27 protein-coding genes and 1 tRNA gene are annotated in these 21511 nt (G+C 73.2%); 15 read left to right on the plus strand and 13 right to left on the minus strand.

All coding sequences use genetic code 11. The features are described from left to right. Positions 1–3: 3 nt before the first annotated feature. The 3 genes from CLV52_RS04800 to CLV52_RS04810 all read right to left on the minus strand — a co-directional run bounded on the left by CLV52_RS04800 (position 4) and on the right by CLV52_RS04810 (position 2802). Positions 4–1695 (minus strand): sensor histidine kinase, encoded by a 1692-nt coding sequence (locus CLV52_RS04800; protein ID WP_133765132.1) that lies wholly within the window; start codon positions 1693–1695, stop codon positions 4–6. A gap of 61 nt (positions 1696–1756) precedes the next feature. Continuing rightward, positions 1757–2452, minus strand: a complete 696-nt coding sequence (locus CLV52_RS04805; protein ID WP_119480874.1) for a response regulator transcription factor — start codon at positions 2450–2452, stop codon at positions 1757–1759. A gap of 74 nt (positions 2453–2526) precedes the next feature. Beyond that, positions 2527–2802 carry a hypothetical protein gene (locus CLV52_RS04810; protein ID WP_133765133.1) on the minus strand — a complete coding sequence of 92 codons (276 nt, stop codon included), beginning with the start codon at positions 2800–2802 and terminating at the stop codon, positions 2527–2529. 106 nt (positions 2803–2908) lie between these two features. Between CLV52_RS04810 and CLV52_RS04815 the strand changes: the two genes are divergently transcribed. Next, positions 2909–3289 carry a cold-shock protein gene (locus CLV52_RS04815; protein WP_133765134.1) on the plus strand — a complete coding sequence of 127 codons (381 nt, stop codon included), beginning with the start codon at positions 2909–2911 and terminating at the stop codon, positions 3287–3289. A 2-nt stretch (positions 3290–3291) separates the two neighbouring features. After that, entirely contained in the window at positions 3292–3816 is a 525-nt protein-coding gene (locus CLV52_RS04820; RefSeq protein WP_133765135.1) for a DUF3027 domain-containing protein, read from the plus strand. 29 nt (positions 3817–3845) lie between these two features. On the opposite strand, the gene serC is transcribed toward CLV52_RS04820, so the two are convergent. Beyond that, a complete protein-coding gene (gene serC, locus CLV52_RS04825; protein WP_133765136.1) occupies positions 3846–4967 on the minus strand; it encodes a phosphoserine transaminase in 1122 nt (373 codons plus the stop codon). A gap of 94 nt (positions 4968–5061) precedes the next feature. Between serC and CLV52_RS04830 the strand changes: the two genes are divergently transcribed. From CLV52_RS04830 to CLV52_RS04845, 4 genes are all read left to right on the plus strand, one after another. Continuing rightward, positions 5062–5754 (plus strand): iron-dependent transcriptional repressor DtxR, encoded by a 693-nt coding sequence (locus CLV52_RS04830; protein ID WP_133765137.1) that lies wholly within the window; start codon positions 5062–5064, stop codon positions 5752–5754. A gap of 319 nt (positions 5755–6073) precedes the next feature. Next, positions 6074–6772: a C40 family peptidase gene (locus CLV52_RS04835; RefSeq protein ID WP_133765138.1), complete on the plus strand. Its 699-nt coding sequence runs from the start codon at positions 6074–6076 to the stop codon at positions 6770–6772. Positions 6773–7151: 379 nt separating this feature from the next. Next, positions 7152–7649 (plus strand): HNH endonuclease, encoded by a 498-nt coding sequence (locus CLV52_RS04840; RefSeq protein ID WP_133765139.1) that lies wholly within the window; start codon positions 7152–7154, stop codon positions 7647–7649. After that, on the plus strand, positions 7646–8593 hold the full coding sequence (locus CLV52_RS04845) for a nucleoside hydrolase (RefSeq protein ID WP_246017962.1): 948 nt from the start codon (positions 7646–7648) through the stop codon (positions 8591–8593). Before CLV52_RS04840 ends, CLV52_RS04845 begins: the two co-directional genes overlap by 4 nt. A gap of 3 nt (positions 8594–8596) precedes the next feature. Here the strand turns inward: CLV52_RS04845 and CLV52_RS04850 are convergent, their stop codons facing one another. After that, positions 8597–9652: a hypothetical protein gene (locus CLV52_RS04850; protein ID WP_133765141.1), complete on the minus strand. Its 1056-nt coding sequence runs from the start codon at positions 9650–9652 to the stop codon at positions 8597–8599. Between the two features lie 294 nt (positions 9653–9946). After that, on the minus strand, positions 9947–10816 hold the full coding sequence (locus tag CLV52_RS04855; RefSeq protein WP_133765142.1) for an LLM class flavin-dependent oxidoreductase: 870 nt from the start codon (positions 10814–10816) through the stop codon (positions 9947–9949). Positions 10817–10873: 57 nt separating this feature from the next. Between CLV52_RS04855 and CLV52_RS04860 the strand changes: the two genes are divergently transcribed. Then, the gene (locus tag CLV52_RS04860; protein WP_133765143.1) at positions 10874–11101 is read left to right on the plus strand and encodes a hypothetical protein; all 228 of its coding nucleotides are present in this window, start codon (positions 10874–10876) and stop codon (positions 11099–11101) included. 2 nt (positions 11102–11103) lie between these two features. Here CLV52_RS04860 and CLV52_RS04865 read toward each other — a convergent pair whose 3' ends face one another. After that, entirely contained in the window at positions 11104–11934 is an 831-nt protein-coding gene (locus CLV52_RS04865) for a helix-turn-helix transcriptional regulator (protein ID WP_133765144.1), read from the minus strand. Between the two features lie 86 nt (positions 11935–12020). Here CLV52_RS04865 and CLV52_RS04870 point away from each other — a divergent pair, with 86 nt between their 5' ends. The 4 genes from CLV52_RS04870 to CLV52_RS04885 all read left to right on the plus strand — a co-directional run bounded on the left by CLV52_RS04870 (position 12021) and on the right by CLV52_RS04885 (position 15737). Beyond that, the gene (locus tag CLV52_RS04870; protein WP_133765145.1) at positions 12021–12701 is read left to right on the plus strand and encodes an SDR family NAD(P)-dependent oxidoreductase; all 681 of its coding nucleotides are present in this window, start codon (positions 12021–12023) and stop codon (positions 12699–12701) included. A gap of 75 nt (positions 12702–12776) precedes the next feature. Beyond that, complete coding sequence (locus CLV52_RS04875) at positions 12777–13616, plus strand: universal stress protein (RefSeq protein WP_133765146.1); 840 nt, start codon at positions 12777–12779, stop codon at positions 13614–13616. Positions 13617–13773: 157 nt separating this feature from the next. Beyond that, entirely contained in the window at positions 13774–15273 is a 1500-nt protein-coding gene (locus tag CLV52_RS04880) for a hypothetical protein (protein WP_133765147.1), read from the plus strand. After that, the gene (locus CLV52_RS04885; protein WP_133765148.1) at positions 15270–15737 is read left to right on the plus strand and encodes a GtrA family protein; all 468 of its coding nucleotides are present in this window, start codon (positions 15270–15272) and stop codon (positions 15735–15737) included. Before CLV52_RS04880 ends, CLV52_RS04885 begins: the two co-directional genes overlap by 4 nt. Before the next feature lie 263 nt (positions 15738–16000). On the opposite strand, the gene CLV52_RS04890 is transcribed toward CLV52_RS04885, so the two are convergent. From CLV52_RS04890 to CLV52_RS04905, 4 genes are all read right to left on the minus strand, one after another. Further along, positions 16001–17185 carry an alpha/beta hydrolase gene (locus tag CLV52_RS04890; RefSeq protein ID WP_162850712.1) on the minus strand — a complete coding sequence of 395 codons (1185 nt, stop codon included), beginning with the start codon at positions 17183–17185 and terminating at the stop codon, positions 16001–16003. Positions 17186–17336: 151 nt separating this feature from the next. Then, positions 17337–17711, minus strand: a complete 375-nt coding sequence (locus CLV52_RS04895; protein WP_133765150.1) for a hypothetical protein — start codon at positions 17709–17711, stop codon at positions 17337–17339. A gap of 44 nt (positions 17712–17755) precedes the next feature. Then, positions 17756–17950, minus strand: a complete 195-nt coding sequence (locus tag CLV52_RS04900) for a hypothetical protein (protein ID WP_133765151.1) — start codon at positions 17948–17950, stop codon at positions 17756–17758. Positions 17951–18234: 284 nt separating this feature from the next. Then, complete coding sequence (locus CLV52_RS04905) at positions 18235–18585, minus strand: PadR family transcriptional regulator (protein ID WP_162850713.1); 351 nt, start codon at positions 18583–18585, stop codon at positions 18235–18237. Between the two features lie 22 nt (positions 18586–18607). On the opposite strand from CLV52_RS04905, the gene CLV52_RS04910 reads away from it, so the two are divergent. Further along, positions 18608–18937: a hypothetical protein gene (locus tag CLV52_RS04910; RefSeq protein WP_162850714.1), complete on the plus strand. Its 330-nt coding sequence runs from the start codon at positions 18608–18610 to the stop codon at positions 18935–18937. Between the two features lie 59 nt (positions 18938–18996). Further along, positions 18997–19146, plus strand: coding sequence for a hypothetical protein (locus CLV52_RS18290; RefSeq protein ID WP_162850715.1), 150 nt, complete (start codon positions 18997–18999; stop codon positions 19144–19146). Here the strand turns inward: CLV52_RS18290 and CLV52_RS04915 are convergent. Then, positions 19147–19218 (minus strand) — tRNA-Arg (locus tag CLV52_RS04915). 22 nt (positions 19219–19240) lie between these two features. On the opposite strand from CLV52_RS04915, the gene CLV52_RS04920 reads away from it, so the two are divergent. Beyond that, positions 19241–19606, plus strand: a complete 366-nt coding sequence (locus CLV52_RS04920) for a nuclear transport factor 2 family protein (protein ID WP_133765154.1) — start codon at positions 19241–19243, stop codon at positions 19604–19606. Positions 19607–19616: 10 nt separating this feature from the next. On the opposite strand, the gene CLV52_RS04925 is transcribed toward CLV52_RS04920, so the two are convergent. Then, positions 19617–20186, minus strand: coding sequence for a helix-turn-helix transcriptional regulator (locus CLV52_RS04925; protein ID WP_133765155.1), 570 nt, complete (start codon positions 20184–20186; stop codon positions 19617–19619). Positions 20187–20413: 227 nt separating this feature from the next. On the opposite strand from CLV52_RS04925, the gene CLV52_RS04930 reads away from it, so the two are divergent. Further along, on the plus strand, positions 20414–21487 hold the full coding sequence (locus tag CLV52_RS04930; RefSeq protein ID WP_162850716.1) for a ScyD/ScyE family protein: 1074 nt from the start codon (positions 20414–20416) through the stop codon (positions 21485–21487). The last annotated feature ends 24 nt before the right edge of the window (positions 21488–21511 follow it).

The following is a 21511-nucleotide window of genomic DNA, read 5'->3' on the forward strand; positions in this document are numbered from 1 at the left end:
ACGCTAGGACGCGGGTTCGCGCTCCTCGTCGTCCACGTCGTCCCGATCCGCCTCGCGGTCGTTCTCGTCGCTGGGGAGGAGCGGAAGCGCGACTCGGAAGGTCGCGCCGCCGCCGGCGGTCTCCGAGATCCCGATCGTGCCCTGGTGCGCGGAGACGATCGCCGCGACGATGGCGAGACCGAGCCCGCTGCCGCCCGTGTCGCGGGTGCGGGACGAGTCGGCGCGCCAGAAGCGCTGGAAGATCTTGTCGCGCACCTGCGGAGGGATGCCGTCGCCGTGATCGATGATCTCGAGCATCGCGAGCCCGCGCTCCTTGTCGCCGTAGGTGGCGATCTCGATCGGGGTGCCGTCGGGGGTGAAGCGGATCGCGTTCCCGATGAGGTTCGCGAGGACCTGGCGGAGCTTGTCCTCCTCCGCGAGCACGACCGGCCGGGCGGTGCCCGTCATGAGCGGCGCCGGCGCGTCGTCGACGCCGCCGTCGCGCGCTCGCCGACGAGCGCGCAGCAGCCGGGCCGAGGCGAGCCGCAGCGATCCGGTGACGCTCGCCGCATCGGCGGTCACGCCGCGTCGGAACAGGCGCGTCGAGGTGGTCGTCGCCGGCGTCTCGTCGCTCGCCTCGTCCGTCACCGGGCGGAGGATCTCGACGGTGCCGGTCGGCTGCTCCGGGTCGTGGCCGATCACCCGGATGGGACGGCTCGGCGCGAAGGCCCGGGCGTCGAGGGCGGCGTCGTGGGCGATCGGCAGCAGCTCCACGACCGTGCGCTTCAGCTCGCGGGACTCGTCGAGCCGTGCCAGCGCGAGCAGGTCGGAGACGAGCGCACCGAGCCGGATCGCCTCCCGCTCGATGCGGTCCATCGCCTGCGCGACGTCCTCCCGGGACTGCAGCGCACCCATCCGGTACAGCTCCGCGTACCCGCGCACGGAGACGAGCGGGGTGCGCAGCTCGTGGCTCGCGTCGCCGACGAACCGCCGCATCTGGTCGATGGTCCGCGCGCGGTCGGCGAGTGCGCCGTCGATGCGGTTCAGCATCCGGTTCAGCGACCGGTTGAGGCGCCCGACCTCGGTGTTCGGGGTGGTGTGCCCGAGCCGCTGACCGAAGTCGCCGTCGGCGATCGCCGCCGCGGTCCGCTCCACCTGCTTGAGCGGCGCGAAGGTCGAGCCCACGAGCAGCCGGGTGACCACGCCGCCGACGATCACGACGCCGATGCCGAAGACGAAGAAGAGCGTGAAGAGCTGGGCGATGAGCCGGTTGATGCTCTCGAGCGGGATGCCGAGCACCACGATCGACCCGTCCGTGAGCTGCCTCGCCGCGATCTGGAAGGCGGCGACGTTGCCCTGCTTGACCGTCGACGGCGTCGCGAAGTCCCGCACGTCCGCGGCGGTGATCCTGCCGATCTGCGGGTCCGCGCGCTGCCAGGTCGGATTCGCCTGGATCAGCTCCCCGTCCTCGGTGAAGTGCGCGAAGACGAACTGGGTCGCGGACGCGGCCTCGTTGTTCTCCGTCGAGGCGACCGTGAGGCCCCGCAGCGTCTGCGAGATCTGCGTGTTCGCATCGCGGATCAGGTAGGTGTGGATCAGCGTCATCGTGCCCAGGCCGGACACGACGAGGCCGAGGGTCAGTACCAGCACCGTGACGCCGGTGATCTTCGCGCGCAGCGAGATCCCGGCCCACCACTCTCCGACGGTCGCGCGCATCGTGCCGGTCATTTCCCGTGGGGGGTGCCGACGCCGCGCGTCGGCCGCCCTCCGCAGGCGATCAGACCTTCGCCGCCTTCAGCATGTAGCCGAAGCCGCGCTTCGTCTGGATGATCGGCTCCGCCGAGTGCGCGTCGAGCTTGCGGCGGAGGTAGGAGATGTAGGACTCCACGATCCCGGCGTCGCCGTTGAAGTCGTACTCCCACACGTGGTCGAGGATCTGCGCCTTCGAGAGCACCCGGTTCGGGTTGAGCATGAGATAGCGCAGCAGCTTGAACTCGGTGGGGGAGAGCTCGATGGCCTCGGAGCCCACGGTGACCTCGTGCGTGTCCTGGTCCATCGTCAGCTCGCCGGCGCGGATCACCGCGTCCTCCTCGGCGTGCATCGTGCGCCGCAGGATGGCCTTGATGCGCGCGACGATCTCGTCGAGGCTGAACGGCTTCGTGACGTAGTCGTCGCCGCCGACCGTGAGGCCCGTGATCTTGTCCTCGGTGTCGTCCTTCGCCGTGAGGAACAGGATCGGGGAGGTGTACCCGGACGCGCGAAGGCGCTTCGTCACGCCGAACCCGTTCATGTCGGGCAGCATCACGTCGAGGATGATGAGGTCGGGCTCCTCCTCGAGCACCGCCGAGATGGCTTGGGCGCCGTTGCTGACGGCCCGGACCGCGAAGCCGGCGAAGCGCAGGCTCGTGGTGAGGAGGTCCCTGATGTTCGGCTCGTCGTCGACGATGAGGATGCGCGGTTGCTCGGAGGCCATGGCGCACAGTCTCTGCGCGGTTCCTGAGTGCTTCCTGATGCTTCGTCGTGTACGCCGGTCGAAGCCGACGAGGGTCAGCGGCGACCGCGCTGAGCGCCCTGCTCCCGCGACCGGCGGACCGCGAGCACGACGAAGAGGGCGATCACGCAGATCAGTCCGATCGTGAGCCCCGGGAGCGGGATCAGCTGGAGCACGAGGAGCCCGCCGGTCTGGAACGAGGCGTTCGGCACGCCGCCCGCGCGGAGCAGCAGCAGCGCGACGACGTCGACCGCGGAGAGCCCGATCAGGGCGAACGCGAGGGTCGCGAGGATGCGCTGCGCCCGGCCCGCTCCTGATTCGACGGCTGCCACGGGCGGTGAGCCTACCGGCCCGGCACCGCCGGGCCCCGTCGCGGCTAGGATGGATCGGCCGAATCCGGCCCCACGCCCGCCACGTCCCACTCCCTACGAGGTCAGCATGCCCACCGGCAGAGTCAAGTTCTACGACGACAGCAAGGGTTTCGGCTTCATCACGTCGGACGACGGCGAGGAGGTCTTCCTCCACGCGTCCGCCCTCCCCGCCGGAGCGGTCGTGAAGGCCGGCACGAAGCTGGAGTTCGGGGTCGCGGCCGGCAAGCGCGGCACGCAGGCGCTCTCCGTGCGGGTCCTCGAGAACCCGCCGAGCCTGCAGCGCATGGCCCGCCCCTCCGCCGACGACATGGCCGCCCGCATCGAGGACCTCATCAAGGTGCTCGACCGCGAGGGCGCCGGTCTCCGCCGCGGCCGCTACCCGGACAGCACCCACGGTCGCCGCATCGCGTCGCTGCTGCGCCGCGTCGCCGACGACTTCGACTCCTAGTCGTGACGATCACGACCGAGGAGCGCACGGCGCTCGCGCTCGCCGCGCTCGCGGAGGTCACGGACCCCGCCGACGTGGGCGAGCTGCTCGGCGTCGACGAGGTCGAGCCCGGCGTGCTCGACCTGCGGTTCGCGTGCCGGCTGGCCGCGTACCGGGACTGGCACTGGACGGTGTCGACCTCCGACCTCCCCGACGTGCCGCCGACGGTGCTCGAGGTCGAGCTGCTGCCGGGCGAGGGCTCGCTGCTCGCCCCGCCGTGGGTGCCGTGGGCCGAGCGGCTCGCCGAGTGGCGCAAGCAGCACCCCGACGAGCGGCACCCCGGCGAGTCGGAGGCGGACGACGAGTCGGCGGAGGACGCCGACCTCGACGAGGACGACCTCGCGGTCGACGACGACCTCGACGAGCTCGACGAGGCGGAGCTCGAGGGCGTGGGGTCGCCGGAGGAGGCCGACCAGGACGACGGCGACCTCGACAACGAGGACGACGACCTGCCGCCGCGGCCCGGGGACGTCGACCGCAGCCTGTAGGCCGCGGTGACGGGGTGGACCGCCCGGGCTCAGCCCAGGCGGTCCACCACGAACTCGATCGACGCGATCAGGGCCTCCACGTCCGACGGCTCGACCGACGCGAACGTGCCGATGCGCAGCTGGTTGCGGCCGAGCTTCCGGTACGGCTCCGTGTCGACGATCCCGTTCGCGCGCAGCGCCCGGGCCACGTCGGCCGCGTCCACCCCGTCGAAGTCGATCGTCACGACGACGGGGGAGCGGTCCTCCGGCGCCGCGACGAACGGCGTCGCGTACGCGACGCGCTCCGCCCAGTCGTAGAGGAGCGACGAGGAGGCCGCCGTGCGCCCCGACGCCCACGGCAGGCCGCCCTGGTCGTTCATCCACCGCAGCTGCGACTCGAGCAGCACGAGCGTGGCGAGCGCCGGGGTGTTCAGCGTCTGGTCGAGGCGGGAGTTCTCCACCGCCGCCTGCAGCGACAGGAACTCGGGGATGTACCGATCCGAGGCGGCGATGCGACCGATGCGCTCGATCGCCGCGGGCGACGCGAGCGCCAGCCAGAGCCCGCCGTCGGAGCCGAGGTTCTTCTGCGGCGCGAAGTAGTAGACGTCCGCCTCGGCCGCGTCGAACGCGATCCCGCCCGCAGCGCTGGTCGCGTCGATCACCGTGAGCGCCCCCGGCGCCGCCACCCGCCGGACCGGAGCGGCCACGCCCGTGGAGGTCTCGTTGTGCGGCCAGGCGTACACGTCCGCGTCGTCGACGACGGGCACCTCGGCTCGACCGCCGGCGGGCGCCTCCGTCACCGCGGGGGCGGTCAGCCAGGGCGCCTTCGCCGCCTTGGCGAACTTCGCCCCGAACTCGCCCCACGCGCCGTGCGCGCTGCGCCGCTCGACGAGGCCGAACGCGGCGGCGTCCCAGAACGCGGTCGATCCGCCGTTGCCGAGCAGCACCTCGTAGCCCTCGGGCGCGCCGAGGAGGGCGGCGACCTGCTCGCGCACCGAGCCGACGAGCGCCTTGACGGGCTTCTGGCGGTGGGACGTGCCGAGCAGCGCGCGCGACGCGGCGACGAGGTCGTCGACCTGGGCGCTCCGGACGCGGGACGGCCCGCACCCGAAGCGGCCGTCGGCGGGCAGCAGCGTCGCCGGGATCTGGATGGTCTGCGCGAGGTCCGTCACGGGCACAGAAGCCTATTCCCGCGGGGCTGCGCAGGTCGCGGCGGCGTCGTCGGGCCCCCGTACACTGAGCACCCGGTTCGGAAGGAGCGCTGCGGTGACGGATCTCGTCGACACCACCGAGATGTACCTGCGCACCATCCTCGATCTCGAGGAGGAGGCGATCGTCCCGCTGCGCGCACGGATCTCCGAACGCCTCGGTCACTCCGGGCCCACCGTCTCGCAGACGATCGCGCGCATGGAGCGGGACGGCCTGGTGGTCGTCACCGGCGACCGGCACCTCGAGCTGACGACCGCCGGCCGCACCAAGGCTGTGCACGTGCTCCGCAAGCACCGGCTCGCGGAGCGGCTGCTCAGCGACGTCATCGGGCTCGACTGGGAGTTCGTGCACGACGAGGCGTGCCGCTGGGAGCACGTGATGAGCGAGCAGGTGGAGGAGCGGCTCGTCGAGATGCTCGGGCACCCCACCGAGTCGCCCTACGGCAACCCGATCCCGCCGCTCGACGACCTGAGCGCGTCGCCCTCGGTCCGCTTCCTCGAGGGCGTCGTGTCGCTGGTGCCGCACGTCCGGGCCCACGGCGGTCCGGTCGCGGTGACGATCCGCCGGCTCGGCGAGCCCGCGCAATTCGACCCGGAGCTGCTCGGCGAGCTCAAGGCGACCGGCGTGCTGCCCGGCGCGACGGCCATCGCCTCGACCACGCCGCGCGGCGTGCGGCTCGAGGTCGACGGCTACGAGGACGCGCTCGAGCTGCCCGCCGAGGTCGCGGTCCACGTCTTCGTCGCCCGCTGACGTCCTCGAAGCCGCGCTGATCGCGGCGCCGGACCGTTCGGCCCCCGATCGGGGGACGGGCTGCACGCGATCGTCCCGCGGGTGCACGAATCCTTCGATCGCATGTCGAAGGTTTCCGCGCGTCGCGCCGAGCGGATCGTGAGCGTCTCGTTACGTTGTTCCTGGTTTCGGGGGCACGGCGCCTGCCGGACGGGTCGCGCAGGGGGTGCACGTGGGTGGAACAGCGGGTCTCGACGGGTCACGGACGTCCCGTCGCGGGACCGGCCGGGGGACGCCCTCGAGCGACCGGATCGACGCCCGCCGCGGTCGTCGAACGGCGATGCCCGCTGCCCCGGCCGCTTCGGCAGGGCCCGCGCCGCGCCGCGCGAAGTCGAAGGTCGTGCTCTCCGCCCTCGTCATGACCTTCGCCGCCGGACTGGTGGCGACCATCGCGCTGCCCTCCTACGCGGTGAACCCGGCGCAGCAGCAGAGCAGCGTCGCCGGTCGCGCCGTGACCAAGACCGGCCAGCAGCAGTACCGGGCGAGCGAGGACCTCGCCGCGGTGAAGATCAGCCGCGACAAGTTCGAGGCGACGTCGTCCGCCACGCTGCTCCGCCAGCAGTACGCCACCCAGTTCGCGTCCTACTCGGGCCCGAGCGCCGCGGACTTCCTCAAGAACCCGGCGCACCCGCCGTTCAGCCTCGACGCGGTCTTCAACACCGCGCTGCAGTACCGCGGCGTCCCGTACGTCTTCGGCGGCGCGGACCCGAGCGGGTTCGACTGCTCCGGCTTCATCATGTTCGTCTACGCCCAGTACGGCGTGAGCCTGCCGCACTCCGTGCACGCCCAGGACGGGATCGGCACGCCGATCTCGCAGGCCGACGCGCAGCCCGGCGACGTGGTCATCTTCAACGACGACTCGCACGACGGCTTCTACGCCGGCAACGGGATGATCCTCCACGCGCCCTACCCGGGCGCGAAGGTGCGCGTCCAGAAACTGTGGACCACGGCTGTGCACTTCGAGCGCTTCGGGATCTGAGACAGCCTTCCTGCCCGGCGACTGTGAACGTCGCGTTACGAGCCGGTTCCGGTTCCGCTCCCGCGCACGCGCCGTCGGCGGCGTCCCTTAGCCTGGCGCTCGAGACTCCGGCGGAGGGATCGAGTGATGAGCGAGCGCAGGTGCGGACGGTCCACGTCCGTCGTCCTGCTCGGGGCCCGTCACCGCAGCGTCGATCAGCATCAGCGCGCCATACCGTCAGCGGAGCGTGAAGAACGAGGTGTCGTCCATCGGACGGCGCCTTTTCTCGTCCTGGGGCGCCCGGCGCCCGAGGGGCGCTCCGGGATCCTCGGCGTCCGCCGCGGGTCCGGGTCGGGTCGAACCCCCGCAAGCCGTGCGGGCCGCTTCGAGAGGAACCCTCATGCGCACCCTCGTGCTGAACGCCGGATACGAGCCGCTCGCGGTCGTGTCCTTCAAACGGGCCCTGGTGCTCGTGCTGAACGGGAAGGCGACGGTCGTCTCGGCCGATGAGAGCCATCCCGTGTTCGCGACCTCCGGGTCCTGGGACCGGCCGAGCGTCATCATCCTGACGCGGTACGTTCGGATGCCGGGGCAGCGACGCGTGCCGGTCACGCGTCGCGGGGTGCTGCGGCGGGACGAGTTCCGCTGCTGCTACTGCGGCAAGGGCGCGACGACCATCGACCACGTGCTGCCCCGCTCGCGCGGCGGTGCGGACAGCTGGGAGAACCTGGCCGCCTGCTGCCTCGCGTGCAACAACACGAAGGGCGATCGCACGCCCGCAGAGATGGGATGGACGTTGAGGACGACGCCGAGGGTGCCGCACGGTACGAGCTGGCTGGTGCGGGGCGTGGAGCGGCCGCAGGCCGACTGGCACGCGTACCTGGCGACCGCAGCGTGAGCGGGGCGCCGTGGTACCTCGACTGCGACACGGGCATCGATGACGCCCTGACGCTCGGGCTGCTCGTCGCCGAGGGCGCGGACCTCAAGGGGATCGGCAGCGTCAGCGGCAACCTGTCGGCCGCCGGCGGCGCGCGGAACACGCTCGACCTCATGGCGCTGATGGGGCGTCCGGACGTGCCGGTCGCGGTCGGGGCGCACGACCCGCTCGACGACGTCTTCCACGGCGTCGCGGACTTCGTGCACGGCGCCAACGGGATCGGCGGCGTCGAGCTGCCGCACGTGGGGGAGCCGGTCGCCGAGTCGGCGGCGGAGATGCTGGTCCGGCTCGCGCACGAGCACCCCGGCGCGCTCCGCGTGCTCGCGATCGGACCCCTCACCAACCTGGCGCTCGCGCTCCGGCTCGACCCGGACCTGCCGTCGCTCGTGGCGGACGTCGTGATCATGGGCGGCGCCGCGCAGGTGCCCGGCAACGTCAGCGCGGTGGCCGAGGCGAACATCTGGAACGACCCGATCGCGGCGCAGGCCGTGTTCGACGCGGCCTGGCCGGTCACCATGGTCGGGCTCGACGTCACGATGCTCGCCCGCTTCGAGGAGACGCACCGCGTGGACCTGGCGTCCAGCGGTGCGAGCGGCGCGGCGCTGGCGGCCATGCTCGGCGTGTACTTCGAGTACTACACGCCCGTCCTCGGACGGCCGTCGTGCGCGCTCCACGACCCGCTGGCGGCGGCGATCGCGCTCGGCACCGTCGTCCCGACCTCCGCCCCCGTGGTGCCGATCGAGGTGGACACCACCGGCGGACCCGGCCACGGTCAGACGCTGGTGGACCTCCGGAGCCGCTTCATCGGGTACCCGCCGCAGCCGGGCCTTCGCCACCGCGTGGTGCTCGAGGTGCCGGAGGGGTTCGGGGACGCGCTCCTGGAAGCGCTCAGCCGCCTGCCCTGAGGGTCAGGCGGCGAGCAGCGTCCACAGGCGGCGCTGCGCGTCGAGCGCGAGGTCGCGCAGCTCGACGAGGTCCTCGTCGGACACCGTCCGCACCGCCGAGTCGAAGACGCAGAGCGCGCCGAACGGGGCGCCGTCCGGTCCAGTGATGCGGTACCCGGCGTAGAAGCGGACGTCGCCGCTGCGCACCTCGGGCAGCCGGCTGAAGCGCGTGTCGAGGCGCGCGTCGCCCATGATCAGTCCGCCGTAGAGGCGCATCACCCGGTTGCAGACCGTCTTGCCCCGGGGCAGCTCGTCCGCGACGTTGCCGCTGCGGGCGAAGTAGCGGGTGGTCTCGTCGTCGATGATGCTCATCGCCGCGGACGGGGTGCGGTAGCTCGACCGCGCCGCTTCGACGACGTCCTGGAAGGTCTCCGCCCAGTCGATGTAGCGCCGTCCCACACCGCGCACGACGTCGACGCGATCGAGCTCGTCGAACGGGTCGTCCGCAATGCTGCGCACCAGCGGGTCGATCAGCGCGTCCGCCGCAGCGTCCGCGACGGCCTCCGTCCAGCGTCGGGCCCGCTCGGCGGCGGTCGCGCCCGGAGCGATGTCGAGCCGGATCACGCGGATCAGGGGGCTGATCGCTGCGCGGAGGCGGTCCGCGAAGCGGTCGAGGTCCTGCTCGACGCGCGAAGCGGACCTCGTCGCGGTCACGGCGACGACGACCGCGGCGCCCACGGTCATCCGCTGCTCGAGGTCGTCGAGGAGCGTCCGCATGCGGTCGACGGCTTCGTCGAGGTGCCGTGTCGGCTCGACCGCGAGGACGACCACGTCCTGTCGGCGCAGATCCCGGTCCGGGAGGAGCCCGGCGCCCTCGGACTCGGCCAGCGGGTCGCCGCCGGTCACCTCGACGTCGACGCCGTGCCCGGTCCGGTCCGCGAGCCGGCGGGCGAACGCGTCCACCACGGCGGCCCGCTCCCCGTCGGCGACGGGGCCGCGGCCCAGGACGAGCGCGCGGTAGGGGGTCGGGCCGGAAGCCGAGGCGAAGTCGTGCACCGGCGAGGAGGGGAGGGCGGTCACAGCGTTTCGCTTTCCGTCGGGGCGGCGTCGTCGGGAACTGGAGCTCGAGCGACGAGCGGCAGGCAGAGGCGCCCACCGGCGCCGTCGCCCGCCTCGGGGCGACCCCCGAGCTGGTGCCCACGACGGTAGGGCCGCACCATCTTCACCCGCTGACGCCACTCCAGGGGTGTTCCTGCCAGTCGTCTGAGTTGAGCACGCTCAACCACGCAACGCGTGCACGGTCAGTACAGCGATCCGTGCAGGACCCCGCGAAGTGGGGCAGCGCCTGACCGGCGCCGCATCCGGCCGCGATGCTCAGCGCAGTCGTGCCGCGACCGCGCCCGCGTCGTCGATCCAGGCGTCGAGGTCGGGCTCCTCGGACCGCGACTGCAGCAGCACCGTGCCGGCGCCCGCCTCGAGGAACTCCCGGACGACCGAGGCCACCTCGTCGTGGTCGCCCGTCGCCGCGACGCGGCGCTCTCCCTCGAATCCCCAGCGGTCGAACTCGGCCTCCATGTCGGTCGCCGCCGTGGGGCCGAAGCCGGCGTTCACGAACACGACGACCTCGTGCTCACCGTCCCGCCCGGCGGCATCCCGGCCGTCCCGGATGCGCTGGAGCGCGTCGCGGGTCATCGCCGGGCTCGTGCCGGTGGTGAGGACCGTGCCGTCGGCGACCTCGCCGGTGAGGGCGAGCGTCTTCGGCCCCTCTCCGGCGGCGAGGACGGGGACCCGTCCCTGCGGGGGCCACGACAGCCGGACGCGATCGAGGTGCACGTAGCGGCCGTCGACCGACACCTCCTCGCCCGCGAGGAGCGCGCGCAGCGCCGGGACGTACTCGCGCATGAGCGTGAGCGGGGAGGCGACGCGGCGGCCCACCTGGCCCATCCAGTCGAGCACACCGTGCCCGACGCCGAAGCGGGCCCGGCCGGGGAACAGCCGGTCGATCGTCGCGAGCTCCATCGCGGTGATCGCGACGTTGCGGAGGGGCATCGGCAGGATGCCGACGCCGATCCGGAGCCGCTCCGTCGCCGCGAGCGCCGCGACCAGGGCGGCGATGCCGCTCTCCCGGAAGCAGTCCTCGAAGACCCACAGCTCCTCGATGCCCGCCGCCTCCGCACGCTGCGCGACTCCGCGCAGCCGCTCGGGCGGGAAGCTGGGCTGGAAGATGATGCCGAGGGATGCCACGGGGCCAGTCTGCGCGACCGCGCCGACGCCGCGCGAGACGCGCGTACCCTCCCGCGCATGCGCGGTGCACCCTGGGAGGGCCTCTTCTACGGCTTCGCCGTCGAGGTCGTCGTCGGGGTGGGGTCCTTCGCCTACGCCCTGCAGACGCCGGACTTCCTCTCCCGGGCCGTCGCCTGGGCGGTCTTCGGTCTCGTCGTGGTGCTCGGCGCTCGCACGCTGCGCCTCGCCGGCCGGCAGCAGGAGCCGCCGGAGCGTCCCGTCGGGCGCTGGTGGTTCGGCGGCTGAGATCAGCCGATCGGCTGCAGCCCCGCGACCCGCAGCAGGTCGAGACGGGACGCGTCCTCCGAGTCGGGTGCGACCGTGTAGACGACGATCCGCAGGTCGCTGCCTGGCGCGGTCAGGACGTCGCAGTCCACGGTGATCGGGCCGACCGCGGTGCCCGTCGCGGTCTTGCGGCTCGACCGGTGTCGGGCGACGTGCGCCTCGCCCCACCGCTGCTCGAACTCGGGCGACGTCGCGCGCAGCCGGCCGATGAGCGCGGCGAGGCGCGGATCCGCGGGGTAGCGACCTGACGCCTCCCGGAGGTCGGCCGCGAGATCGCTCGAGAACTCCGCGTGGTGCGCCGCGTCGAACTCGACGGTGCCGGGGTCGCCGGTGAAGTGCCGCCAGGCGACGTTGCGGTCGAGGCCCCGGCGCCCGCTCGGGTCGCCCGTCAGCGCCGCCCACAGCGGGTTCCAGTCGAGCACGTCCCAGGCGGCGGACACGACCGCCATCGGGGTGTCCGCGAGTCGGTCCATGATCCGCTGGACGCCGGGCGGGATGTGCTGCGGCACCAGCCCCTCGGCCGGGACGGCCGCGCCGCCGACGCGGTAGAGGTGGTCGCGCTCGGCGTCCGTCAGGCGGAGCGCTCGCGCGAGGGCGCCGAGCAGCTGCGCGGACGGGTGGAGCGCCCGCCCCTGCTCCAGCCGGACGACGTACTCGACGCTCACCCCGGCGAGGGAGGCCAGCTCCTCCCGGCGGAGGCCCGGCGCGCGCCGTCCCGGGCCGGCGGGCAGGCCGACCTCCTCCGGTCGGACGCGGTCGCGCCACGCGCGCAGCACCTCGGCGAACTCCTCCACGCCTCCATCGTCCCGCGTCCGCGGCGGGCCAGGGTGGTACCGGTGGGGCATAGGGAGCGGACGAGGGCGCCGCGCACGCTGGAGGCATGACCACGACACTCATCACCGGGGCGAACAAGGGCCTCGGCCTCGAGACCGTCCGCCGACTCCTCGAAGCGGGCCACACCGTGCACGCCGGCATGCGCGACCCGGCGGCGGGGGACGCCGCGCGGGCGCTCGGCGCTGACGTCGTCCGCCTGGATGTCACCGACCAGGCGTCGGTGGACGCCGCGATCGCGGGCCTCGACGAGCTCGACGTCCTCGTCAACAACGCCGGCATCATCGGCGGCGCCGGCTCGGTCGACGAGCTGGACGCCGAGGTGATGCTCCGCACGTTCGACACGAACGTGTTCGGGATCGTGCGGGTGACGCAGGCGGCCCTGCCGCTGCTGCACCGCTCCGCCGCGCCCGTGATCGTCAACGTGGCGTCGGGTGTGGGCTGGCCGCGGGCGCTCCGGGATCCCCGTCGCGACGAGTTCCCCGTGCACGCGGTGCCCTACGCGTCGTCGAAGGCGGCCGTGATCACGCTCACCGTGCAGTACGCGAAGGACCTGCCCGGCATGCGGGTGAACGCCTCGGATCCGGGCTACACGGCGACCGACCTGAACGGGAACAGCGGGCACCAGACGGTCGCCGAGGGCACGGACGCGACCGTCGCGCTCGCGCTGCTCGGTCCCGACGGCCCGACCGGGGAGTTCCACGACCGGCACGGCCGCATCGAGTACTGAGCCGGCACCCGTCGGCAGCAGCCGGCGGGTCCTTCTCCTCTGCTGCTCGAGCGCGACCGCCGGCACCCTCGTTCCGTGTCCGGATCCTCCGCGGAACGCGCGGCCGCGGCCGAGCGCGTCCTCCTCGTCGTCGGCGGGACGGAGGAGGTCGCAGCCGTCGCGGGATGGGCGGCGAAGCGCGCTGCCCGGCACCCGATGGCGGTGACGCTCGTCGGCATGCCGGACGGCGGTCGCACGGACGGTGCCGAGCGCGCGAGCGACCTGCTGCATCAGCAGATGCCCTCGATCCCCGTCGCCGTCCGGCTGCCGCACGGTCCCGTGCGGGCGGCGCTCACGACGGCCGCCGCGGATCAGGACCTCGTCGTCCTCGGCGCGAGCCGGACGGTGCCGCTGACCCGGGTGCTGCCGTCGTTGCTCGCGATCCGACTCGCCGAATCGCTGCGACGTCCCGTCGTGCTCGTCCCGCGCAGCGCAGGCGACGACGACGGTCCCGTCCTGGTCGGGGTGGCGGGCGACGGATCGGACGACGACGCGCTCCGCTTCGCGGGGGCGGAGGCCGTCGCCGCCGCGCGCCCGCTCCGGCTCGTGCACGTCGGCCGGCGTGCGGTGCCGCCCAGGGGCGCCCTCGCGCGGACCGGCGACGAGGAGGACGCCCCGTCGGACCCCGCGCGGTCGCTCGATGCGGCGGCCGGCGCGATCCGTCGATCCCGCCCGGCCCTCGGCGTCAGCACGGCGCTCCTCCGGGGCGAGCCCGGCGCCGCCGTCGTCCGCGCCGGAGCGGACGCCTCCCTCGTCGTGGTCGGCTCGCGCCGGTCGTCCGTGGAGGACCGGGTGCCCGTGCGCTCCGTCGGCCGAGCGCTGGTCGAGCATCCGCCGTGCCCGATCGCGGTGGTGCCGCCGGCACGGAGGGCATGACGGCTCCGGCCTCCATGGTCCGACGGCGGCGCGGAGGGCCCTTCGGCCCCTCCGGCGGCGGACGCGAGCCGCGACCATCGTCGCCGTCCCGACCCCGAGGAGCGTCGATGCCCGTCCGAGCAGCACCGTCCGCCCGTCGAGCGGCCGAGGGGACCCCGTGACCCTCGTCTCGGCCTCCCCGGTCGCGCTCGCGCCCGGGACCGGGCGCACGACGACGTGGAGCGCGGCGGTCGTCGCGACGGCGATCGGGATCGGCCTGCTCGGCGCGTCGCTGCGCTTCGTCGCCCTCCTGCGGACGGGCGGTCCCCTCGGGATGGGCGGCTACGACGACGGCGTCGACTACGCCGCGGCGGCAGCGCTGGTGCACGGACGCCTGCCGTACCGGTCCTTCCTCCTGCTCCACCCGCCCGGCGTGGTGCTCGCCGCGGCGCCGTTCGCGGCGATCGGCTCCGTGTTCGGGGATCGCGTCGGCTTCGTCGCCGCGCGCCTCGCGTTCGAAGCGCTCGGGGGGCTCGGCGCCGCGCTCGCGTTCGTCGCGCTGCGCCGCTTCGGTCCGACCGCCGCGGTCACGGGCGGGGTCCTGCTCGCCGTGCTGCCGACCGCGGTGTACGCGGAGCGGTCCGTGCTGCTCGAGCCGCTCGGCTCGATCGGCGTGCTCCTGGCGATCGTGCTGCTCGGCAGGGGGACCACGCCGGGAGCCGTCTTCGCCGCGGGCGTCGCCGCAGGCTGGGCCGTCGACGTGAAGATCTGGTACGTCGTTCCGGCGGTCGTCCTCTGGCTCGCGGGCACGCGGCGGCGGGGCTGGTTCGCGGCGGGGGCCGCCACCGCGGTGCTCGTCGTCTGCGGCCCGTTCCTCGCCGCCGCGCCCGTCGCGATGGTGCGCGAGGTCGTCCTCGACCAGATGGGCAGAGCGCGGGTGGGACGGGTCTCCCGCCGCATCACGGAGATCGTCGGCGCGATCCGGATCGGGCCGATCGACGCGCAGCTGGTCGCGGGCGCGCTGCTCGCGCTCGTCCTCGGTGCGCTGGTGGTGACGGCGCTCACCGCGGGCGCTCGTGTGTTCGCGCTGCTGCTGGCGGCCGACCTCGTCGTGCTCCTCGCCGCCCCGTCCTGGTTCCCGCACTACGCGGACCTCGCCGCGCCGGCGATCGCGCTCTGCGTCGGCGTCGCCGCCCAGCGGGCGACGGACCTCCTGCCCGCGGGCGCAGCCCGGCGCTGGGCGGCGGCCGGCCTCGTCGTCGCGATCGGCGTCGGCGGCACCGTGGCGGCCCTCCGGGCGCCCCGCGGCGGCGAGACGGTGCCGGCGTCCGTGGTCGCCGCAGTCGGGCGCACGTCCGGCTGCGTGGTCACGGACGATCCGACCCTGCTCGCGATCACCGGCGTGCTGAGTCGGGACCTCGCGGACCCGGACTGCCCGGTCCGGCCGGACGTGACGGGCTGGACCTACGACGCCGACCGCGCACCCGTGCCGGGCGTGCCGCGGAAGGCGAATGCGCGGTGGCAGCGCGACGTGCTCGGCTACCTCCTGTCGGGACGGACCGTGATCGTGGTCCGTCCGGCGACCGGACTGTCCTCCGCGTCCCGCGCCCGCTTGGCCGAGCTGCCCGTCGTCCACGCCACCGGGCCGTGGGTGCTGCGAGCGACCGGTCGGCCGTGAGCGCCCGCGTGCCTCCGGTGCTGATCCGGCTCGTCCGATTCGCGGCCGTCGGCGGCGTCGGGTTCCTCGTCGACCTGGGCGCGTTCACGCTGCTCCGACTCGGCCCCCTCTCACCGGAGCACGTCGCGGAGGGTCCGCTCGTCGCGAAGGCGATCTCGACCCTGTGCGCCATCGCGGTGAACTGGGCGGGCAACCGCTGGTGGGCGTTCCGGCTGCACCGCCGCGACGACGTCGTGCGAGAAGGGATGGCGTTCCTCGTCACCAGCCTCCTCGGCTCGTCGGTCGCCCTGCTCTGCCTCTGGACGTCGCACGACCTGCTCGGGCTGCGCTCCGCGATCGACGACACGGTGTCCGCGAACGTCGTCGGGCTCGTGCTCGGGTCCGCGGTGCGCTTCTGGCTCGCGAGCGTCTGGGTGTTCCCCGTGCGCAGGGTGCCGACCGCCGTCGTCCAGCGGGACGGCTGATGCGCTGTCAGCGGGGGACCGGCGTCGGGTCACGGCATCGGTGCGGCCGCCGCACCGAGCGCGCGGAGCTCAGCGTCCGGTGGTGGAGAGCCCAGGAGTCGAACCCGGCTGGGGCGCCCACGAGCGCCGCTCCCCTGACGGTCCGACGGTAGCCGCCACCGACGCCCCTCCAGCGCGCTTCCCGCGGGTATCCGGGGCATCGCGGACGACGTGTTCATGTCGCCGTCAGATCGCCCGCCAGCGGACGGCTCGCCGGGATGCCATCACAGGCGCCAGCGTGCTTCGAGGGCGTGGAAGCCCCACGTGAACGCGAGGTCGGCCATGCGCCAGTTGTGCGACAGGGCCGACACCCGGTGCTGATGGGTGACCATTCCGGCGGCGGCCGCGTGAGCCGCCATCACGGGCATGACCGGCCCGTACTGGCGATCGAGTGCGCCGACGGCGAAGTACGCCTCCTCGTCCGAGTAGGTCCGGTGCGCCATCACCCAGATCGGTCCGGCGTGCTCGTAGGCCCGAGCGTCCCCGTGGAAGCCGGCGGCGATGCTGTGCTCGAGGGTGCCGCTCAGCGGTGCCCGCTCGCCGGACACGTCGACGAACGACCCGAAGACGTCGGGGTGCTCGGAGGCGAACTGGATCGAGCAGGTCCCGCCCTCGGAGAATCCGGCGACGGTCCACGTCGTCCGGTCCGTCTCCACCGGCAGATGGCGGAGGACCCAGGCGCGGACGTCGTGCATGACGTACGCGGCCACGTGGCCGAGCGGCGAATCGACGCACATCGGATTGCCGGTGAACGAGCCCAGCTGGTCGGGCACCACGACGATCGGCGCGACGCCGTGATGCCGTGCGGCGATCGCATCCATCATCGGACCGAGATCGCCGTCCCAGACCGGGTCGTACGGGCCGGCGCCCCGGCTCTGACCGGAGAACATCACGACCAGCGGCAGCAGCCTCGGCTGCGGCACGAGCGCGGCGGGCGGCAGGTAGATCACCGCCGCACGCGCGGCGTAGTGGGAGACGGTCCCGGGGATCCGGACCGATCCGACCAGACCGTGCGCAGGCAGCTCGTGCGCCTTCCGGACGACGTCTCCTCGGAGTGCTCGGGGGAAGACGGGGACGTGGACCCGTGCGATGCGCGCGTAGTCGATGCCGCCGTGCAGAACGGAGGGCCGCCAGGTCGCGGTCGTCACGACCGGGGGAGGGGGGACGCTCGTCGCCGGCGCGGATCGCGACGTCGCAAGCGCGACCGGCGTTCCGGTCGGCTGCGCGCCGAGCCCGTGGACCCCCACCGAGGCGACGACGGTGACCGCGACGAGCGCCAGCGTCGCGCCCACGGTGAAGGACGCCGCGAGGCGGCGCCGACGGCGCAGCAGGACGGCGATGAGGGCGACCCCGGCGGCGGCGATGACGACGGCCGCGGCGGCGCCGATCCAGGCGGGGAGATGGTGCACGAGCGGCATGGTTGCAGCAGCGGTGCGCGAAGCCGCACGGTCGCGGCAGCCGCGTTCACGTCGCCGACACGATCCGACGCCCCTCGTCGCCGTGTCCGGGATGTCGCGGCTTGACATCCGTGAGTCGCCGGTTTGAGAGGTGGTGGAGGTGTCACAGCCCTCCTGCTCCGATGGCGATCCCTCCTGCTCCGATGGTGATGAGGTGGTCCCCGATGAGCAGCGCCGCTGTTGCGACGGCGAGGGCTGAGCAGGGTAGCCACCACAGGTATCGGTCGGGGTGGGGCGCGAGGAGCAGGTTGAGGAACACGAGCACGGTCGCTCCGATGGGGCCGCCCATGATGACGGCGTCGCCGGCTCCGACGAGCGCGGTGCTGCAGTGGGTGTGGCATCCCGAGATGCGCATGCCGTTGATGCCGGCCAGGAGGGGTGAGCTCAACGCCAGCGTTCCCAGCAGCAGCAAGGCGACGAAGACGACGCCGCGGTCGAGGCGGAGCAGCGCCGGCCTCCGTTGAGCGCTCGGCTTCACCTCTCGAGTGTCGTCGATCGCGAGTTTCCGGCGGCGAGGCGTGCTTAGAAGCCGCCGGTGAGACCGACGTTCGCGGCGTTCGAGGCAACACCTCGCGCGAGCATCCGGCTTTCGACGTCTTCTGCGTCGTGCTTGTCGGGCGAGTCGAAGTCGACGGCGCCGTTCGTCTGGTCGAACGGCTTCTCGAAGTCGGTCAGATGCGTCCAGGGCTTCATGCCGGAACTGTGCTTCTGAGTCATCTTCGTTCCTTCGTGACGAATTCGAGGAGCGGGCGCCCCCGCTGCTCGAGGCATGGTGAGGGCTGCGTGGCGCCAGAGCAGGTCGGCGGGGAGACCCCGGAGCGCCCGCAGCAGAATCGACCGGGAGGCTCGTGCTGCTGAGCCGGACTCGGCGTGCCGCTGTTCCCAGATGTCGGAGACGATCTGCGCGACGCGGTCCTCCGCGATCGACGGGGGCAGGTCTCGAACGAGAGCTCGGTTCCATCGGAGCACGAGCGAGTCGGCCCAGCCACTGCGACGATCGCTCATGAGGTGCTCGGGCGAAGCGTGGCGTGGCGCGCCGGGGATGCGTGCTGATCGGAGGCTCGCAGGGCGGCTTCGCCGGCAGTGGTCACCGCGTAGAGCTTCCGGCGCGGGCGCTTCGCCTGCTCGGCGACCTCCGACTGCTCCCAGACCGCGGTGAGCAGCCCCGCCTCCTGGAGGCGTGCCAGGGCCTTGTAGAGCGTGCCGTGCGCGATGAGGCCGTGCCGCTCGTTCCGGAGCGAGGCGGCGAGTCCGAATCCGTGGAACTGCTCGCCCTCGTCCCCGAGTCGGAGACCGGCTCGGAGGATGTCCTGCTCCAGGGCTATGAGCGTCCCTGCTCGTCGTCGAGGCACGGGCGAAAGAATAGGAAGGTAGGTGCGCATTCCGCAAGGGGAGACTTTGCTGGATACGCTGCCGACCACGATGGAGGAGGCGGCCATGTCGTTCGAGGTCATGTTCGACATCGGTGTCGTGGTAGTCGCCGCCGGGTTCGTGACGGTGATCGGACTCGTGATCTACCGAGCCGTACGGTCTGCTCGGGACCCCGAGTACCGCGCTGCTCTGGCGGCGCAGAGTGCGGCAGTACGCACCAGGAGCTCGTCGATCGGGCTGAGCTCGACGATGGGCACGCAGTACGACCCGGCGTCCGACCCCGGCAACCCCGGCAGTCCGATGTTCCCGGGCAACCCCGGCAACCCGACCTAGCCAGGCCGAGTCGAGTCGCGTCGCGTCGCGTGCCTGCTGTCCCGCGAACGTCTGGGCTGATGGAGGACGAGGTCGAGAGCGAGCTGGCTGAGCGCGCCGAAGCCATCCGTCAGGCAGCGGTGCTCGTCGGCTGCTCGGCTTCCGCGAGCGAGACGCCGCATCCCGAGGGCTGTTTTCTCAGGCTCGGGGTTCGAGAGAGCGATATTTAGTGCCCCTGGAGGGACTCGAACCCCCAACCCTTTCCTTAGGACGGAACTGCTCTTCCATTGAGCTACAGAGGCCGGCGGAGAGCAGTCTAGGAGGATGGACCCGGAGGACGTCGCCCGGCTGACCGCGCTCGAGGAGTCGCTGTGGCGGCCCGAGACGCGCTTCGACCACGAGCACCTCGCCCGTGTCTTCGCGGACGACTTCGACGAGTTCGGGCGGTCGGGCCGGCACTGGTCGCGGGAGGCCTCGATGGCGACGGAGGCCGAGGCGTTCGAGACGCTGCTGCCGCTGCCCCTGCTGCGCATCCGCTCCCTCGGCCCGGACGCCGCGCTCCTCACCTATCGGAGCGAGACGACCTACCCGGAGAGCGGGGTGACGCTCGTCGCCAACCGCAGCTCGGTCTGGCAGCGGATCGAGGGGGAGTGGCGCCTCCGCTTCCACCAGGGGACGCCGACGCGCTGACGCGCGCGGGTCAGGCGGTGGCGCGGGCCCACCGCGCGGCGGCGTCCGCCCGGCTCCGCGCACCGAGCTTCGAGCGGATGTGCTCCACGTGCTTCTCCACCGTGCGCGCCTCGATGAAGAGGACGTCGGCGATGTCGCGGTTCGTGCGGCCGTCCGCGACGAGCGCGAGCACCTCCCGCTCCCGGTGCGTCAGCACGGCGAGCGCCGTGACCTGCTCGCGATGCGCGGCGCGGAGGCGCACGTGGTCCGCGGCGGCGCCCAGCACCGGTCCGACCAGCGCCGCGACCGCGACATCCCGGCCGGAGAACGCCTTCCGCTTCCGGCCCAGGACCAGACCGATCAGCACCTCGCCGCCGCCCGGGGTGCGGATCGCGAGCCGGTGGTGCAGGCCCGCGGCCTCCCGCTCGCCGCCCGCGGAGCCGACCACGTCCAGGGCGTCGAAGGGGATCAGGTCGCCGGTCCATCGCCGCACCGCGGTGCCGAGCGCGCGGAGGTCCGGGGCCTCGTGCAGCGCCGGGAGCCCCGCGACGAGTGCGCGCGCATCGAAGGCGGTGAGCTCTGCGTGGTCGGCGGGTCGCATCGGTCGGGCGTCCAGACGAGGGGGCGGCGGGTGGCTGGTTGGCGGTTCCGGACCGTACTCCGGCAGTCGCCGGCGGGCTACCCCCGGACTCCAGGGCACGATCCGTGCACGCCGATGCGGCCCGGACGAATGCGTGTTTTCCCCAATGCGGGCGGTTCGCACGGCGGTGCATCGTGGCGCTGGGCGTGCCCATCCGACGCCCTCCGACGAGGAAGAAGGAACCAGTGTTGAGAATCAGGAGGGCCGCCGCCGTGGCCCTGGTCGCGGGCACCGGGCTCGCCGCCGTCACCGGGGTCGGCAGTGCCGCCGCCTCGCCGGCCCATCGACCGCACGTCGTGAAGACGCTGCCGGGCGACTACATCGCGCCGCTGCAGTTCGCCGTCTCGGGCCGCACCGTCGCGGTCGCCGACTCCGGCGCGTCCGCGCTCTACCTCGTCGGGCACCCGAAGCCGATCGCGTTCGGGGGCACGCCGACGAAGAACCCGGAGGCGAGCGGCGACCTGGCCGGGGTCGACGTCGAGCACGGCCGCATCGGCTACACGCAGAGCAACGCGGACCACACGGACACCCGCTTCACCGTGCTGCACCACGGCAAGAAGGTGCTGCAGGTGAGCCTCTCCAGGTACGAGAAGCACCACAACCCGGACGGGCGCATCACGTACGGCTTCACCGACCCGTCGAAGGTGTCCGACACGTGCCGCGAGCAGATGAAGACCGCGGGACTGGACGTCGTCTACCGGGGGCAGGTCGACTCGCACCCGTACGCGGTCGCCGGGCTCCGCGACGGCTCCTGGCTGGTGGCCGACGCTGGCGGCAACGACATCCTCCGGATCTCGCAGCGGGGCCACGTGTCGACCGTCGCCGTGCTGCCGCCGCAGACCGTGACGATCGGCTCCGAGCTCGCGGGACGGTTCGGCGTCACGGCCTGCATCGGGCTCCGCTACCGCTTCGAGGCCGTCCCCACGGATGTCGAGGTGTCGAAGGGCGGGATCTGGGCGACGACCCTGCCCGGCGGCGCGGGTGGGCTCGGCAGCGTGTACCGGGTCGGCTGGAGCGGCTGGACGCACCGCGTCGCGACGGGCTTCGCCGAGGCGACGAACCTCGCCGTCTCGCCGTCCGGCCGCATCTACGTCGTGCAGCTCGGCCAGGGCGTCTTCACGCCGACGAAGCACGGCCCGAAGCTCGTCGCGGCGCTGCCCGGCGCAGCGGCGGTCGAGTGGGCGAACGGGCGGCTGTACGCCTCCACGGCGCCCGCGGTGACCGGCGGGACCGGTCCGGGGCACGTCGTCGTCCTCAAGTGAATCGGCGGCCGCGGGGCGGGGATC

It is taken from the genome of Amnibacterium kyonggiense, assembly GCF_004364555.1.
GTDB classification, from domain to species: domain Bacteria; phylum Actinomycetota; class Actinomycetes; order Actinomycetales; family Microbacteriaceae; genus Amnibacterium; species Amnibacterium kyonggiense.

Excerpts from the sequence above, each read along its gene's own strand:
- CLV52_RS04800 (WP_133765132.1), bottom strand. The coding sequence starts at position 1,695 with ATGCGCGCGACCGTCGGAGAGTGGTGGGCCGGGATCTCGCTGCGCGCG.
- CLV52_RS04805 (WP_119480874.1), bottom strand. The coding sequence starts at position 2,452 with ATGGCCTCCGAGCAACCGCGCATCCTCATCGTCGACGACGAGCCGAAC.
- CLV52_RS04815 (WP_133765134.1), top strand. The coding sequence starts at position 2,909 with ATGCCCACCGGCAGAGTCAAGTTCTACGACGACAGCAAGGGTTTCGGC.
- CLV52_RS04835 (WP_133765138.1), top strand. The coding sequence starts at position 6,074 with ATGCCCGCTGCCCCGGCCGCTTCGGCAGGGCCCGCGCCGCGCCGCGCG.
- CLV52_RS04840 (WP_133765139.1), top strand. The coding sequence starts at position 7,152 with ATGCGCACCCTCGTGCTGAACGCCGGATACGAGCCGCTCGCGGTCGTG.
- CLV52_RS04860 (WP_133765143.1), top strand. The coding sequence starts at position 10,874 with ATGCGCGGTGCACCCTGGGAGGGCCTCTTCTACGGCTTCGCCGTCGAG.
- CLV52_RS04870 (WP_133765145.1), top strand. The coding sequence starts at position 12,021 with ATGACCACGACACTCATCACCGGGGCGAACAAGGGCCTCGGCCTCGAG.
- CLV52_RS04900 (WP_133765151.1), bottom strand. The coding sequence starts at position 17,950 with ATGACTCAGAAGCACAGTTCCGGCATGAAGCCCTGGACGCATCTGACC.
- CLV52_RS18290 (WP_162850715.1), top strand. The coding sequence starts at position 18,997 with ATGGAGGACGAGGTCGAGAGCGAGCTGGCTGAGCGCGCCGAAGCCATC.
- CLV52_RS04920 (WP_133765154.1), top strand. The coding sequence starts at position 19,241 with ATGGACCCGGAGGACGTCGCCCGGCTGACCGCGCTCGAGGAGTCGCTG.
- CLV52_RS04925 (WP_133765155.1), bottom strand. The coding sequence starts at position 20,186 with ATGCGACCCGCCGACCACGCAGAGCTCACCGCCTTCGATGCGCGCGCA.